Source organism: Xanthomonas sp. F14 (genome assembly GCF_014199865.1).
Genome location: NZ_JACHOM010000001.1, coordinates 763,706 through 777,319, shown reverse-complemented (window position 1 = coordinate 777,319; position 13,614 = coordinate 763,706). Strand labels below are relative to the sequence as shown.

At 57.6% G+C, this 13,614-nt stretch carries 11 protein-coding genes; 2 read left to right on the top strand and 9 right to left on the bottom strand.

Annotated elements, in window-relative coordinates; genetic code table 11:
• The 4 genes from GGR73_RS03440 to GGR73_RS03425 all read right to left on the bottom strand — a co-directional run bounded on the left by GGR73_RS03440 (window position 1) and on the right by GGR73_RS03425 (window position 3,366).
• Complete coding sequence (locus tag GGR73_RS03440; RefSeq protein ID WP_221233958.1) at window positions 1–462, bottom strand: uracil-DNA glycosylase family protein; 462 nt, start codon at window positions 460–462, stop codon at window positions 1–3.
• 236 nt (window positions 463–698) lie between these two features.
• Window positions 699–2,120 (bottom strand): XVIPCD domain-containing protein, encoded by a 1,422-nt coding sequence (locus GGR73_RS03435; RefSeq protein ID WP_184455654.1) that lies wholly within the window; start codon window positions 2,118–2,120, stop codon window positions 699–701.
• Window positions 2,113–2,805, bottom strand: coding sequence for a hypothetical protein (locus tag GGR73_RS03430; protein ID WP_456362912.1), 693 nt, complete (start codon window positions 2,803–2,805; stop codon window positions 2,113–2,115). The genes GGR73_RS03435 and GGR73_RS03430 overlap by 8 nt, the downstream gene beginning before the upstream one ends.
• 81 nt (window positions 2,806–2,886) lie before the next feature.
• Window positions 2,887–3,366, bottom strand: coding sequence for a RadC family protein (locus GGR73_RS03425; protein ID WP_184455652.1), 480 nt, complete (start codon window positions 3,364–3,366; stop codon window positions 2,887–2,889).
• A gap of 559 nt (window positions 3,367–3,925) precedes the next feature.
• On the opposite strand from GGR73_RS03425, the gene GGR73_RS03420 reads away from it, so the two are divergent.
• Window positions 3,926–5,146 (top strand): hypothetical protein, encoded by a 1,221-nt coding sequence (locus tag GGR73_RS03420; RefSeq protein ID WP_184455650.1) that lies wholly within the window; start codon window positions 3,926–3,928, stop codon window positions 5,144–5,146.
• Window positions 5,147–5,801: 655 nt separating this feature from the next.
• Here GGR73_RS03420 and GGR73_RS03415 read toward each other — a convergent pair.
• The 5 genes from GGR73_RS03415 to GGR73_RS03395 all read right to left on the bottom strand — a co-directional run bounded on the left by GGR73_RS03415 (window position 5,802) and on the right by GGR73_RS03395 (window position 10,730).
• Window positions 5,802–6,026: a hypothetical protein gene (locus tag GGR73_RS03415; protein WP_184455648.1), complete on the bottom strand. Its 225-nt coding sequence runs from the start codon at window positions 6,024–6,026 to the stop codon at window positions 5,802–5,804.
• Between the two features lie 111 nt (window positions 6,027–6,137).
• A complete protein-coding gene (locus GGR73_RS03410) occupies window positions 6,138–7,016 on the bottom strand; it encodes a hypothetical protein (RefSeq protein ID WP_184455646.1) in 879 nt (292 codons plus the stop codon).
• A 227-nt stretch (window positions 7,017–7,243) separates the two neighbouring features.
• On the bottom strand, window positions 7,244–7,546 hold the full coding sequence (locus GGR73_RS03405; protein ID WP_184455644.1) for a KGG domain-containing protein: 303 nt from the start codon (window positions 7,544–7,546) through the stop codon (window positions 7,244–7,246).
• A 1,665-nt stretch (window positions 7,547–9,211) separates the two neighbouring features.
• Window positions 9,212–9,655 carry a BLUF domain-containing protein gene (locus GGR73_RS03400; protein ID WP_184455642.1) on the bottom strand — a complete coding sequence of 148 codons (444 nt, stop codon included), beginning with the start codon at window positions 9,653–9,655 and terminating at the stop codon, window positions 9,212–9,214.
• 784 nt (window positions 9,656–10,439) lie between these two features.
• Entirely contained in the window at window positions 10,440–10,730 is a 291-nt protein-coding gene (locus tag GGR73_RS03395) for a hypothetical protein (protein WP_184455640.1), read from the bottom strand.
• 301 nt (window positions 10,731–11,031) lie between these two features.
• Here GGR73_RS03395 and GGR73_RS03390 point away from each other — a divergent pair, with 301 nt between their 5' ends.
• Window positions 11,032–13,299, top strand: coding sequence for a methyl-accepting chemotaxis protein (locus tag GGR73_RS03390; RefSeq protein WP_184455637.1), 2,268 nt, complete (start codon window positions 11,032–11,034; stop codon window positions 13,297–13,299).
• The last annotated feature ends 315 nt before the right edge of the window (window positions 13,300–13,614 follow it).

The window sequence follows — 13,614 nt, the reverse complement described above, 5'->3', positions numbered from 1 at the left end:
TCACCCTTCGCGTGGGGCAGCGGGAGCGGTCTGAAGCGAGCGCTTGGCTTCGCTCAGGACGGACAAGATGCGCTTGGTAACCTTGGGGCTGGTGCAGACCGACAGCGGGCTTGGGTGAGGCATGCCGAAGAGGGCCAACAGAGGGAAGCTCTCTCTGACACTGGGCATGCACTGCTGGGCGACTCGCCCCGCAAAGACGATGGCGTGAAGCCTTGGAAGGCGGGAAAGCACGTCCAGGAGCATCACCACCCCTTCCTGTAGATCTGCCTTCCTAAGTGGTTTCTTGGTCTCACCTGCCGATGGCAGCCATGGCACCGCGTTCCAAAGGATGGTCTCGTTGCGCGGCAATGCCACCTGTTCGAGGAAGTGTTTCAAGTTTTTCTGCGCAGGAACCGGGTTGTCTCGCGACACAAAGCGCGGCGTGGCGGCATGGCGAGCGGGGCTTTCCAGCAACACCATCATCCGAGCCCTTTCACCCCCATCCAGCGGGTCGAAAAACGGCAGCGCTCGACCACGCTGGCATTGGCCTCGGACCCACTGGTTGAGGCTTCGGACGTGAGCACTGTCGACCAGCGTAGAACGGTCTAAGGTGGAATCAGGCATACAAAAGTGGAGTGACCGATTTCATAGCGCCGTTTTGGTATCGCTCAAATGCACTTCCTCGTTTTCCATCGGACATGCCATGCCGAAAAATGACATCAAGGCCCACCCATGGTCATTCGTGGCCCCTGTTCCTGCTGAGCCGTCTGTTGCTGCGTTTGTTCCATCTGCTGCTGACGCACTTGGTCCTGCTTGATAACCTCTGCTTGCTGGAGGTTTTGCTGGGCCGGCTGTTGAGACGCTTCTCGACCGTCCACGTGGGCGTGGAACTGCGGCGCTTTGTCCACCCCATGCGGGGCATAGATCGCAACGACGTTCTGAGCGCCATCGTTCCCCAAGCCTCCCGTGACCCTGTCCACCCGCTTGAGTAACGGGTCGTCCACCTGCTGCTTGTAAAGCGCAGCTGAGACATTCCTGGTCTCTTCGTCGTTCCAGTTGCCCGTGCCTTTGACCCAGTCATGGATGCGGGCATAGGTCTGATGGTCGGGGTGCACCGGGTTGTCGGCCAGCACCGCCTGGCCGCGGGAGATGGGTTGGGAAGCGAGGTCCGGCTGGCCGGCGTCCCCTTTCCCAACCTGCCGCACCTCGGAAGGCCGCAGCTGTCCGCCAGAGGTATCGGTGAATCCAAAGGCCTTGCCCTGCCCACCCAAGGACACTCCAGCCGCTTGGATTTCTTCCGCTGAAGCACCAAGCTCCTTCAGGTTCAGGCCGAGACTTGGAATCGGTTGACTGGAAGCCCGGTCCAGGTCCCGAGACACGGTGGCACCGGCGGACACGACGTAGGACAGGTAAAAAGCGTTGTAGTCGGACCGGCCCAACGTCCCCAGGCTGTTGCCGGAGCGGTCGAACTGACAGATGGCAACGGCTTCCACCGCAGGGCTACTGATGCGGTTGTCGGTGTGCTGCAAGCCGCGGACATCCATCTGGATGCCCGGAGCCAGGCGCCCGTTTGTAACGCAAGGCGTGGTCGGGTCCAGGCGCCGCAGCAGTTCTGCCTCGCTGACCTGGCTGTCTTGGTGCTTGACCCGGCTCGCCACCGAATTCATCGACACCAGCTCGGCCAGCGCCTCGTTCTGACGGGAAGCGCTGACGTATTCCTTTGCCAAGGGAGTAATGTCCACTGTTGCGTCGCCGTAGCGCGCGCCCTCTTTCAGCGCCTCATCGATTCGGTAAGACAGCTTGTAGGTGCTGATTTCGTTGGAGCGCGCCATCAAGGCATGCCCCGTTTCGTGCCCAAGGACTCCGGTGAGCTGATCTATCCGCTCTGACCGCGTCGGTCGCTGCAACACGTCGGCGTTGACGCTGATCGTCTTTTCGGCATGGTTATAGTGCCCACCTTCGTTGGGCGTGTGAGCGAACCTGATGTGCTCAAGGTCGCCGTTGTCGATGGCTTTGGTCATCACCTCAACCAGGTAAGGAGAGGACTCCACCGCCTCGCGGAGGTCCTTGGCTGCACCTGGGGACAGAGACGATTGCTGCTCGGTCTCTTGGAGCATGCGCTCAATGCGAGGGTCAAGCATCGCTGCGCTCCATCTCAAAGCTGACGACCGTCACGCAGGTCGGCGCGTCGCGTCGGTCGGGGGTCACAGCGATGTAGAGCCCCAGCGAGGGGGCGACGATCTTGTCAAACGTGATTCGCTGGTCGTCGCCAAACGTCGGCACATACACCCGGAAGCCGTTGGCCTCCATCTGCCTCTTTAATGTGTCGTAGGCGAGACAGGCGTCCGGAGTGAGGGTCAGCTCTACCCGGTGCCCGGGGAGGTTCGGAGAACCCTTCCACACGGCCCAATCGTAAGTGCCTCTACCCACCTTTCCCGTCACCCCTCTCCGCTTCCCTTTCGCGTCAGGAGGAAGCGCGAGAACCATGACTCGCTCCACTTTGGCGGGCTCGGAATCGGCTTGCGCATGCAGGGCCTGGGCGAGTGCTTCGATTTGCTTCTGAAGCTGGTCAGGTGTGAGTTCGGGCCCTGGTCGCAATGCAGGGTGACCGTCCCAAGTCATCATCGGCGCCGAACCGGGAGGGAGCGCCGCATCTGAGATGGCAGCAGCCTTGTCCTGCTCGCGCCGAACGTCAGCGGACGTAGGTTCCCTCATGGTTTTCTCCTGATGGGCGTTTGACGATTGCGCGCATGCGGCCACTCCCAACAGCAGTGTGCCTGTTGAAAGGGCTTTGGCGATGCGCCTTCCTTGACTAAAGATATCCATGGCCAACATCCGGGTGTCGGGAGGTTGGACAGCTTAACGCCAGCGACTGGGCGCAGGCCAACCCGGTAGGTAGAGGGAGGGCTATGCCCACCCCCTTGCGGCCAGGCTGGTGTGCTGACGCCCGCCGATGACCAGATGGTCGAGGACGCGGATGTCGAGAAGCGACAGCGCCTGCTTCAGGCGTTCGGTGACCTTGCGGTCTGCTTCGCTCGGCTCCGGGTTCCCGCTCGGGTGGTTGTGAAAGAGGATGACGGCGACCGCGTTGAGCTGAAGAGCGCGCTGAGCAACAACTCGCGGGTGAACTTCGCAGCCATCGATGGTGCCGGTGAAGAGGTGCTCGGTAGCCAGGATGTGGTGCTTGGTGTCGAGGAAGACGACGCCGAACACTTCGTGCGGCAGGTGGGCGCAGCGGGCGACCAAGTAGTTGCCGGCTTGGTCGGGGCTGTGAATTCGGCCTTGGCGTTGAAGGCGTTGTTCGAGGATGGTGGCTGCTGCGAGGAGAATCCCTTCCTCGTCCATCTGAAGTTGATACTGGACTGCTCGGTCTTGGGCGCGCTTCATCGGTTCTTGTCCACCAGCGCGTTGTGCGCCTCGTGGGAACCGGCAGGCGAAGCATTCGGCTCGACCGCACCCGGGAGTGAGCACCGCTGGCGGCGCGCAGCGGAGGGCCGCAACAGAGCGTCAGCGTCGAGGAGGAGGCCTGCCCTTGCGGTCGGGACAGCGGAGCAAGGATTTCCGTTAAGAGGCCCAGCGCTGGTGGAGACAGCACCATGCATGCCCTAAAAGGCCTACGAGCCAAACAGCATTCGGATGGTAGCGGTCAACTAATGGCAGCAGGCGATGACTGGGCTTTGCAGCCAGCGATGGGCTACTGCGGACCTGTGCTTGCTTGCCTTACGCACGCATCGCTGCGTAAGAGCAGCACGGACACGAGAAGATTGCGTTTTGCTGCCTTTGACCTGACACAGACTCCCAACATGGGCAATGATCCGCAACTTTGGCCTGCTCCACTGGCCAACTTAGAGAGTCGGCTACTTAGCCAAAGCAACACAACCAATGGCACAGGCTGCTCACTTGATTTCTTCTCTACCATCGAAGTCCTCTCCATTAGGACGCAATGATGAAAGCAAGACTTCTGTTACTCGCTCTTCTAGGAATCTGTGCACATGCCGATGCTGCGCCAAGTGGTGAAGACCAAAAGACGACCCGAGTCGTCGTGTTGGGGGTTGACCATGCTGCTCAGCTGATTGCGCCGAACGACAGCCCTGCCATACTGACTGCTTTTCTAAGACGCGTTAAACCCGATGCTATCTGCATAGAAAGATCACCAGAGGCCTTTGCCCGAAACGACTATTACGAGTTCACCTACGAAGTTCAGGACGTAATAGTTCCTTTTGCACGAAGCAATGGCATCGACCTGTGCCCGATCGACTGGGAGCCACCAACAGATGACGCGAGATTGGGCTTCGGCATGGATCTGGATGCGGTGCCAGAAGTTCGTCCTGTTACAGGGTTCCAACAATTTCTGGTTTTCAATCAACCATCCCAGCTGACCAGAACTCTATTCCATGCCGACGATCCGAAAAACGTAGCCAAAGTTACGCAGTGGGCTGCCACGCCTACCAATAAAACCAAAGACGATCTGCCACGGCGACTCTATCTATATCGCACATTCTTACAAGCAAAGAGATTAGCAGCCGCGGCAAAGGCCCATGTCGGCGGCACCGTTCTTCTTGTCGTAGGCGAATTCCACAAGCGCGACATCGAAGCAATTCTAGCGGACGAAGTGGGCATCGAGATTATTCAGCCAAGCTCACTCGGAGCCCCCACACGCGAGGAATCGATCGCGGCAGAACGTAGTGACTACTGGTTTGCCATCGCGAGCTTTAACCTATTAGGAATTCAATCTACCACTGGAAACATCGACTTCGCGTTCGTTCGGAGAGCAGTTGCCGAGTTAAGGCGTTTGCATGACACTCCAGAAACTGCACTCTTGACAACACGCTTGGATTTGCTCGAAAAACGTATTCGCCCCCAAGATGCAATCAAGCGTTATAGGTCGATAGCAGCATCAGCAGGCGATCGACCGTTTAGCTGGACCGGCGTCTTAGACCCTACACGTGTGGACTCTTACTTCGACCCTTTCGGAAACGTTGAGGTGGGGCAAAGGGCACTTATCGAAGCCGCCCGCGAGCTCAGTAGCCTTGGAGACCACAGAGAGGTTGAGTATATTCATGATCAAATTGCTCCCAAGCTGGAACCCTTGAAAGGTAGACAGTTTGAAACCTATTGGAAGCGCTATATCGCAGGGCCCGTGGCAACCGAGTCTGCCGTGAACTAGTCCATGGAAAGCTAGGTCGGCGGGTCATACGCCCCCAGTTGAGGCTTACTTTGACTAACTAGCTCATTAGCTCGCCTTCAACGGCTCAATGCCGAATGGTCGGCGACCGCTCTGTTGAGCATCGACTCCGGGCCTATCCAGGCCCGACTGGGCCTCTTTGCCGCTCAGAAGATAGATAGAGCGCTCGCCCCCGGCCCCTCCCAATCCTGACCACATTTTTAGACGATGTCGTGCCTTGGCGCTACCAGTCCTGGAATCGGGGTGCCTGCAAAGAACCAGCCGGGCCCGCAGCCGCCTTGAAAGCAATGGCACCTTACTGCATAGGTTGCTTCGCACAGGTAGGCAGCCCATTCTTCGGCGGCAATGACTACGCTGACTCCGATGATCGCCCCAGTCATAGCGATCGGGGCGGCGAAGCGAAGATTTCCTTTAAGAGGCCCAGCGCTAGAGGAAACGTCCAACGTATGCTCCAACAAGGATCGCAGGCTAAACGGCACGAGGATGGATGGGACAGATGTATGACACCAACCATCCCTAGGCTTTAGCTGCTCGTATTGAGACTTCTGCGAACTTTTCTTGTTTATGTGACGCCCGCATGCCTACGCACCAGAAGCGCCCGCCACTTAGGGGATGAAACATGGCAGCACCAATGGACTCAGACGTTCTGGTCCTCGCTCTCGAGCCCATGCCAAGACAAGATTTCCTGAGCTCGACGACCAACAAACTGCATGTCCTCGCTCGTCACCGCCTTGCTCTCAATGGCAGCGACCATGCTGGCGAAGGACTGCCAAAAGTGGCGGCGGTCAGGACTGGATGCACGCAGGGCGGGCACCGCAGCATCCAGGCGTTCGAGGTGAAGGCGCAGCTCGGCTCTGTCCATGGGCCTGATTATCGGCAATGCCGTCGCACCTTGCGATACGCAGCATCGCCACCATGACACTTAGCGACACTTCCTGCATCACACCTAGAAATGACGGAACTTCAAGCCCACTCAGCCTTTTGGAATAGCTGTTAGCAAAAACGCAGTCGCCCAGCTGTAATCGTGAAGGTTGACTTTACCAATCACACGGTAGCTCGACCTCTCCAGCTCCGCCGCCCAAGCGTCTGCCGGCTGCTCATAGTTGGAGGGGGCGATAGATCGAAGCTGACCTAACAACATGGGCGCCAGGAACCCTCCCGCTACCAGCGCGGCGTTCTCACCATACTCCGACGCGGCACGCTCATAGCGTTGGGCAAGCGATTGGTAATAGGCGTCGCTGTTGGGCGCCAAATCTGGCACATCGAACTCAACGATAACAAGTCGATCCACATGACCAGCCAAGGCTGCCAACGCCTGCTCACGAGCCGTTGCCTCGATGGACTGGAGAGCGAACGTGGATTGCGCCAAGGCCCAATGGTCCTCATCGTCAAATCCTTCCACAAAATTTTCCATCGTCATCCGATACCCCCGGACGAGAGGGAGCGACGCTATCAGCTCGCCCAAGAGCACATCGTTGGGCTCAACCACGTCAACTTGGTCGGGCACATGAACGCTTGCCTCGATTGCGGGCACCAACGCCATGCCATCGCCTGCGCCAATGTCTAATACCGTGCTTGGCCGAAGTATGTTGTAAAGTTTGGTAAGCTCCGCGCTAACGGCTTCATAGAGGGCAACGTTGCCCCCGCCACGAACGAAGACTTCGAAGGCCCGAGGTTTGTCGTAGGCGTTGCAAGAGTCCCCATTTTCAAGGGCTTCTTTGATAGCGCGACCCATAATCGAGCCTTGCTGGACAGCGCGTTCAAGGGGACGAATACTTTCTGCATCGTCTCCAGAGCCCAAGGCCGCCAACGCATCGGCGAGATTAATGCTTGTGGAAACTAGATATGCCATGTCCTCATTTGGCCTTTGCCATCAGGGAAGCGCTGCTGGCTGGCAATCTTAGCCGGATGGAATCTCTCGACGCGCAAAGACATTCCTGCGACTGGTAGGCCAATCCCCATATAAATGCTCCGTGGCATTTTTCGATAGCCTTCTACGCCCCCACAATGTTCACTCGTCCAACCAGAAGCGGTTCAGGCCACACATGCTGATGCGACGAATCAACAATGTTTTGACAACTACTTTTCACCGCTTGATTCGCTCTTTGGCATGGGAGAAAAGACGTCTTCTAATGCCACTCGTGCACGCTTTGCTCTGCCACCTTTGCTACCAATTCTCGACATGTGTTCCTTGTCCTGACTGACGGCCTGGCCTCCTTTCCTTCCCGCCTCAACAGCCCGTTCCGACGAAAAGCGATATGCGTTGCCACTGGCCTGAACCGCTCTACCCCCACGACTGGACAACTCCAATCGTGCTTCGACGGACATCGTTGCGAAGCCACGTTTCGTCACTTTTCTTGCTGCATCGTCTACGTCTGACATGCTCTCTATCCCAAGCCTTCTCAGTGAAAGCCTAAGGAGCATTTGGGATGAAATCCGTGAAGCTTCAAGAGGCCTCACCCACCGGAAGTAAACCGTTAACACAAGAACTAATCCGAAAGCGCTAGAGGCCCATGCTATTTCTTGCAGCACACGGGGCATATGATGTGACCATTCCAAGTTCAGCTTTTCCGGCTTTGTTCAGCTTTAAAGCACCGAGTCTGATGAATGAGACACCTTCCTCTGGCCGTTGTGGGATTAGAAGTTCCTGAAGACGAGGCAAGTTCGCATCGCCAGGGAAAGCCCACCGTCGTCTACCTTTCTTTTGCCCCAAGCGCCGACTGGAAGCAGGCCTTCGATGCATACGTGGATGCAACTGGAGGAAAACTCGCGGCAGCGCGCCCACTTGTCGTCGGCAACCGGATCATTGCCTACCCTTGCTTTGGGCAAGCGGCTGGCGTCGCATCGCAGCTAAGGGCCGTCATAGAGGATTTTCGCTGCCTTCAGCTACATCTGTAGTGCCCTCGGCCCCAGCTCTGAATCCTCCTCCTCGTGGAGTAGATGTAGGCCAGAGGTGTCCATGCTGCGCAGGCTCTACGCTCCGCCAACGTGCGGTGGGCAATCGAAAGGCGCGCCTCCTTCCTTTGCCCCCTTTTTTGACTGTATAAATCCATTCGAAGCCAGTTGAAGCACGAAGCGTTTTGGCTCAATCTCGGCTACCGTTGGGAATTGCTGTGAACCGCCACTTTGACAAGAGTCAATGCGTCGTTGACCAGGATCAACCCACCTTTAGCGACAACGGGGAACATCGCAGGGGCCAAGGCCGACCGGTGGGTTCCCCCGGTTGGAGTCCCATGCTGTTCATGATTGATCGATTTGCAGTTTATGTGACACCTCTTGGCGAACCGCTGAGGTAGGTGCCCGCTGGACGGTGTCTTGGCGCATCGACGATATTAAGCAACTGAACCAAACGGTGAACAGAGGCTCACTGGCTGAAATGTTTCCTACCGCCGCCCTTGCTGCGCAAGCGGGGCGGCGTGCCTCCTTGGAACAGCTAGACCGGCTGATCAGCGAAACAGAGCGCAGTGCCAGGCGGGCCTATATTGAGCCAGAGGATGACACAGACTAGTTCAGGGACGCTGACACATCAGGTGAACCGAGGCCAATCAACAGGGCTCCAGTGCTCGACACTCTGCACAATCTCAATTCCTGCCGAGCATGCGCCACTGCTTCTGCGTAGGTTGCAAATCCCATTGTTTGCAGTTGATAGCAACGCAGGGTTAAGCCGCCAGATCTCGAGACCAGGATCTCCGGAAAGAACTGGGACCCTACAGCTGCGACATGGGCCGTAAGCGCATAATCACCCACCTGCCGGATCATGACGGAATTCCTTTTCGCCGCTCTAGTGAAACCATGATAGAACTTTTGCCCCACCCGAGCTATCAGGATATTTCTCACAAGTGAAGTGGAGTTTCCTGATAGTCGACGACATCCCGCTGATGTAAATTGGCGTCGGATGTCAGGCTATCTCACACCGTCGGAAAGGCGGTGACTGACATGCAGTGGCTTAGTTTTGTTGTTGTATTTGAAAGCCGCCGGTAGATGCCGGCGGCATTTTTATTTGCTCTACTTAGTCATGGCCACTTAGACTTTGAGATGCGGTTTTTTTCAAGATGGGAGGACCAGTTCGGACCCCTCCCAAAACGTTAGTAGGTGCTGGATCGCTTTCGGCTTTTCACCCGCAACAGTCAATGCGAGTCGCGCACGGTTCCAGCGCTGCGCACTGACTTCCACTATAGAACCAGGCAGAACTTTTCGGCAGGCCATCTGCCATTGCGGGAAGTAGCGCTCGGAGACCTGGCCGTTATAAACCTCGGCGACGAGGTCGTGACGATTTGACCGTTTGATGCGGTCGTAGGTGTCCCAAAGCTGTGCAGGCGAACCTTCGATGTATTGGAAGAATCGTTGACCGTCGTAGAGCAATACGCCGGTGATAGAGTTCTGCGCATTCAGCGCACTTGACGAAACCAACAAACGATCAACCTCAGCCAGCGTCCAAGGACGTCTCACCTCGCTGACATAGGCGATCGCGTGCAGGGGGCTGGTTAACAAGCGGCTGACCTCAATATGGCCGTGTTCGCCTCCCTGGCGTGCGGGCCAAAGCTAGCCGGCATGTCCTGGCGCCGGACCAACAATAGTATCGTGCGACCCGTCACAGTCCACAAGCCCTCTCTGAAAGCCGCATTGAGGAACGCTTGCTACCAACTTCCACGGCAATCTTTTCGAGATTGCACCAAGCCAAGAAGATGGCTCAACTGGAATGGAATCCATAGAGCGCGGCATCAGCGCTGAGTTGCTCCCAATCTAGGGCCGCTGCTCGACCTGCCCTCAGAGCTTCTGCCCTAGCAACGTAGCGGTCGCTAGAACAGCCCGCGTGGGGGAGTTTTTCGAGTATCTGCTTACTCCAGCCAACGTGCAGATAAGCATGCGCCACCCATACGCCGCATAGGCGATGCTCGTCGGTCGTTACCCGCATCTTTCCACCCGGAATGGTTGAGCTCATGGGTTGTGACCCTCATAACGCTCTACTACGCCAAATCTCGCGTAAAGCTAGGGTCAGGCCGAGCTCAACCTCTCTTCGAGGAATAATGCCGCCTCCAGTTGATGCGCCTGCCCGGCGGCGCACCACTCCTGACGCAGAAAAAGTCATCGCAATCTTCCAGGCATCAATGTGCAAACGCTTGTGGGTGGTGTGCCCTTAGAGCAAAAGGCAGCGGACAGCCCCTTCTATCTCGTCACGGTTCTGAGTTCGCAGCATACATATACGCAAAAGAGGCCCACCAACTGCCGATTCTGATGCAGGAGCGTTCTTAGATTTACTTAGCAACCGCGAGGCCTACGATGTTCCCTTGCCTCTGGGAAAACGAAGCTCGATGCGTTTATTCCATGCCGCCAATTGTTCAAGCGTCCGAGCCTCGACAGCTTTGGCAGATCCCGCCGCTTTGCGTTGTGCAGCAGTCGCCGTCAATGACGATGACAGACGATCCCAACACTGCGTCAACAACTCAGGATCTGGGTGTGAGGCTAGCATTGCTTCCAACATCGCCCCCTGTGCCACCCTGGCGGCCTGTAAATCGCTCAGCGCATCGGCGACAGCGGCCATCCATTGCTCCTTAAAACGATCCATTCCTCTCACACCGGTTCTAGTTGCCTTACAGCGTAACCTCTCACGGCCGTGTCGATCATGTCCGACATCCAAGTGTTGAGGAGTAGATTTGGAAACAAGTGAACGCAAGAACTCGCCACGCTTGAGGAAAACACCGGCCTCGCGGACTCGGGGCGTTCGTAGAAATTTCAGAGTAGATCCCTCCCCCCCTTGCTCTATATGAATCGATGAACACCTCGAATTTCAGAAATGAAGAGGACCGCCGCTACTAGGACCATCTGGCCTACTGGCCCGCCCTCTCAACCGAACTGAAGAGATCCACATGATCAATTTTTTACAGCAGCACAACGTCGGACGGCGTTTGGGAGCGGCATTTGGTATCTTGATTCTTCTTTCGGGGTTACTGGTTGCCGCAGGCCTAAGGACCATGTCTGAAGCGAGACATCAGCTCGACTTCATCGTGCTCGACCGCATGGCCAAAATCCAAATCGGCAATGGGATGCTAGATGCGAACTCATCCTTGCTGATCGCACTAGGCACCTATGCGATGACCACCACCGAAGACTTGAACGTGGCCGCCGTCAAAACAATCAAAGAACAGCGACAACGCTACAACGGCCTGCGCGCCAAGCTCGATACCCTATCAAGCTCCGAGGAGGGACGCAGAATACGCGCAGCTATGGACGAGCGTCGCGCTGCCTCTGCCGAGCTCAACAATGAAGTGATGGCGCTTGCCGCCAAAAATGACAACCAAGCAGCACAAACCCTTTTAAGTGAAAAAGCGCGCCCAGCTACGTTGGCTTGGCAAGGGAAAATTCGCGAGCTGGTCTCACGACAGGAAGCACAGAGCCAGCAAGCTTATGCTGACGCCGTTCGTTCAATGACGCGCGGCAGGATGTTGCTTCTCGTTGGCGGTGGCGTTGTGGTTCTGGTAAGCAGCCTGTTGGCCTGGCTTATCACTCGCAGCCTCACGTTGCCGTTGGCACGCGCAACCAAGACTGCCGAGGCAATTGCTCTCGGTCAGCTCGATAACAATGTGCAGACGCATGCTAAGGACGAAACCGGGCGCCTCCTGCGCGCGATGGCTGGCATGCAGGCCCAGCTTCAAGCCTTGCTGAGTGCGCAAGGCGAGATGGCCAAACGCCATGACGAAGGACAGGTCAGCTTTCGCATCGATACCAATGCGTTTCCAGGGGACTACGGTCGCATGGCCAAAGACACTAACGACTTAGTCGCTTCGCATCTTAATGTGCAGTCCAATCTGGCGCGGATCATGGGCCGCTATGCCATCGGCGACCTGAGCGAGAGCATGGAACGCCTGCCTGGTGAGAAGGCCGTGCTTACCCAGACCATGGACGAGGTCAAGGCGAACCTGTCCGCGATGAACATCGAGATCAAGCAGCTGGCTCAGGCTGCCGCCAACGGTAACTTCACCGCGCGCGGCGATGCCGAGCGTTTCCAATACGACTTCCGCGTCATGGTGGAGAGCTTGAATCTGCTCATGGCCACCGCAGACAGCAACCTGCAATCGCTCTCCACCCTGCTGCAGTCCATCGCCGCTGGCGATCTCACCGCACGCATGAGCGGCGAGTTCAAGGGTGTGTTCGCGCAGATGCGCGATGACGCCAACACCACTGCCGCGCAGCTTGCCGAAATCGTCGGCCGCATCCAGCAGTCGGCAGTGTCGATCAACTCGGCGGCCAGCGAGATTGCCGCCGGCAACCAGGACCTGTCGCAGCGCACCGAACAACAGGCGGCCAACCTGGAGGAAACTGCTGCCTCGATGGAAGAGCTGACCTCCACCGTCCGCCAGAACGCCGAACATGCGCGTCAAGCCAACCAACTGGCGATCGGCGCGGCAGGCGTGGCGTCCCAGGGCGGCGAGATCGTGAGCAAGGTCGTTGGGACCATGGCCGGTATCGAGGCCTCGTCCAAGAAGATTGCCGACATCATCAGCGTCATCGACGGCATCTCGTTCCAGACCAACATCCTGGCCTTGAATGCCGCCGTGGAAGCGGCACGTGCCGGCGAACAGGGGCGCGGATTTGCCGTGGTTGCCTCGGAAGTTCGCACGCTGGCCCAGCGCTCCACCGCCGCGGCCAAGGAAATCAAGACGCTGATCGACGACTCGGTCGAACGCGTCACCGAAGGCTCTGCGCTGGTGCACACGGCAGGCACCACGATGGCTGAGATCGTCTCCAGCGTGCAGCGCGTGACCAACATCATGGGTGAGATCTCCGCCGCGTCCCAGGAACAGTCGGCAGGCATCGAGCAGGTCAACACTACGGTCACGCAGATGGACGAAACGACGCAGCAGAACGCAGCCCTGGTTGAGGAAGCGACGGCGGCGGCCCGTTCCATGGAAGAGCAAGCCACGCAGCTCACCGAGGCCGTGGCCGTCTTCAAGATCGAAGAGGGGAAGGCTCTCCCGGTCGGTGCGGGTCATGCCAGGTCAGCCATTGCAGGCTTTGGCGGCAGGAAAGCGGCAGGTCCCGTGAAGACACCCTCAAAGGTTGTTCCGCACCGGGCACCACGCAAACTCGAGCCCATCACTGGCTCGACGGACGGCGCAGGCTGGCAAGAGTTTTGACCCAACCAACGTGGGCCCAGAATCTGGACCCACTGGCGTTCTGAGCGGACACATCATTCCGCCAAACCCAGCAAAGGCAACCGCTTGTCCTAAACGGTCGCGCCCGCTATAAATCGCATAGCGAGATTAACCATACCGACATAGCGGCTGGGTGGGCTTGCTCATGGCCAGGCTATGACTGCGGCCACCGTCTGCACACAAAGGGACGTCAATGCAAGGGCTGATAAGCGACCTGGAATTGTTGATGGCAGCTTGGGATGCGCAGGCACAAAGTTTTGAGTCGTCTGATATGCCTGCATCAGCCCTTGCTTTTCG

What these genes read in the sequence shown, in the direction of transcription:
- GGR73_RS03440 (WP_221233958.1), bottom strand. Translation starts at nt 462, where the DNA reads ATGATGGTGTTGCTGGAAAGCCCCGCTCGCCATGCCGCCACGCCGCGC.
- GGR73_RS03425 (WP_184455652.1), bottom strand. Translation starts at nt 3,366, where the DNA reads ATGAAGCGCGCCCAAGACCGAGCAGTCCAGTATCAACTTCAGATGGAC.
- GGR73_RS03395 (WP_184455640.1), bottom strand. Translation starts at nt 10,730, where the DNA reads ATGGATCGTTTTAAGGAGCAATGGATGGCCGCTGTCGCCGATGCGCTG.
- GGR73_RS03415 (WP_184455648.1), bottom strand. Translation starts at nt 6,026, where the DNA reads ATGGACAGAGCCGAGCTGCGCCTTCACCTCGAACGCCTGGATGCTGCG.
- GGR73_RS03430 (WP_456362912.1), bottom strand. Translation starts at nt 2,805, where the DNA reads ATGGATATCTTTAGTCAAGGAAGGCGCATCGCCAAAGCCCTTTCAACA.
- GGR73_RS03420 (WP_184455650.1), top strand. Translation starts at nt 3,926, where the DNA reads ATGAAAGCAAGACTTCTGTTACTCGCTCTTCTAGGAATCTGTGCACAT.
- GGR73_RS03410 (WP_184455646.1), bottom strand. Translation starts at nt 7,016, where the DNA reads ATGGCATATCTAGTTTCCACAAGCATTAATCTCGCCGATGCGTTGGCG.
- GGR73_RS03390 (WP_184455637.1), top strand. Translation starts at nt 11,032, where the DNA reads ATGATCAATTTTTTACAGCAGCACAACGTCGGACGGCGTTTGGGAGCG.
- GGR73_RS03435 (WP_184455654.1), bottom strand. Translation starts at nt 2,120, where the DNA reads ATGCTTGACCCTCGCATTGAGCGCATGCTCCAAGAGACCGAGCAGCAA.
- GGR73_RS03405 (WP_184455644.1), bottom strand. Translation starts at nt 7,546, where the DNA reads ATGTCAGACGTAGACGATGCAGCAAGAAAAGTGACGAAACGTGGCTTC.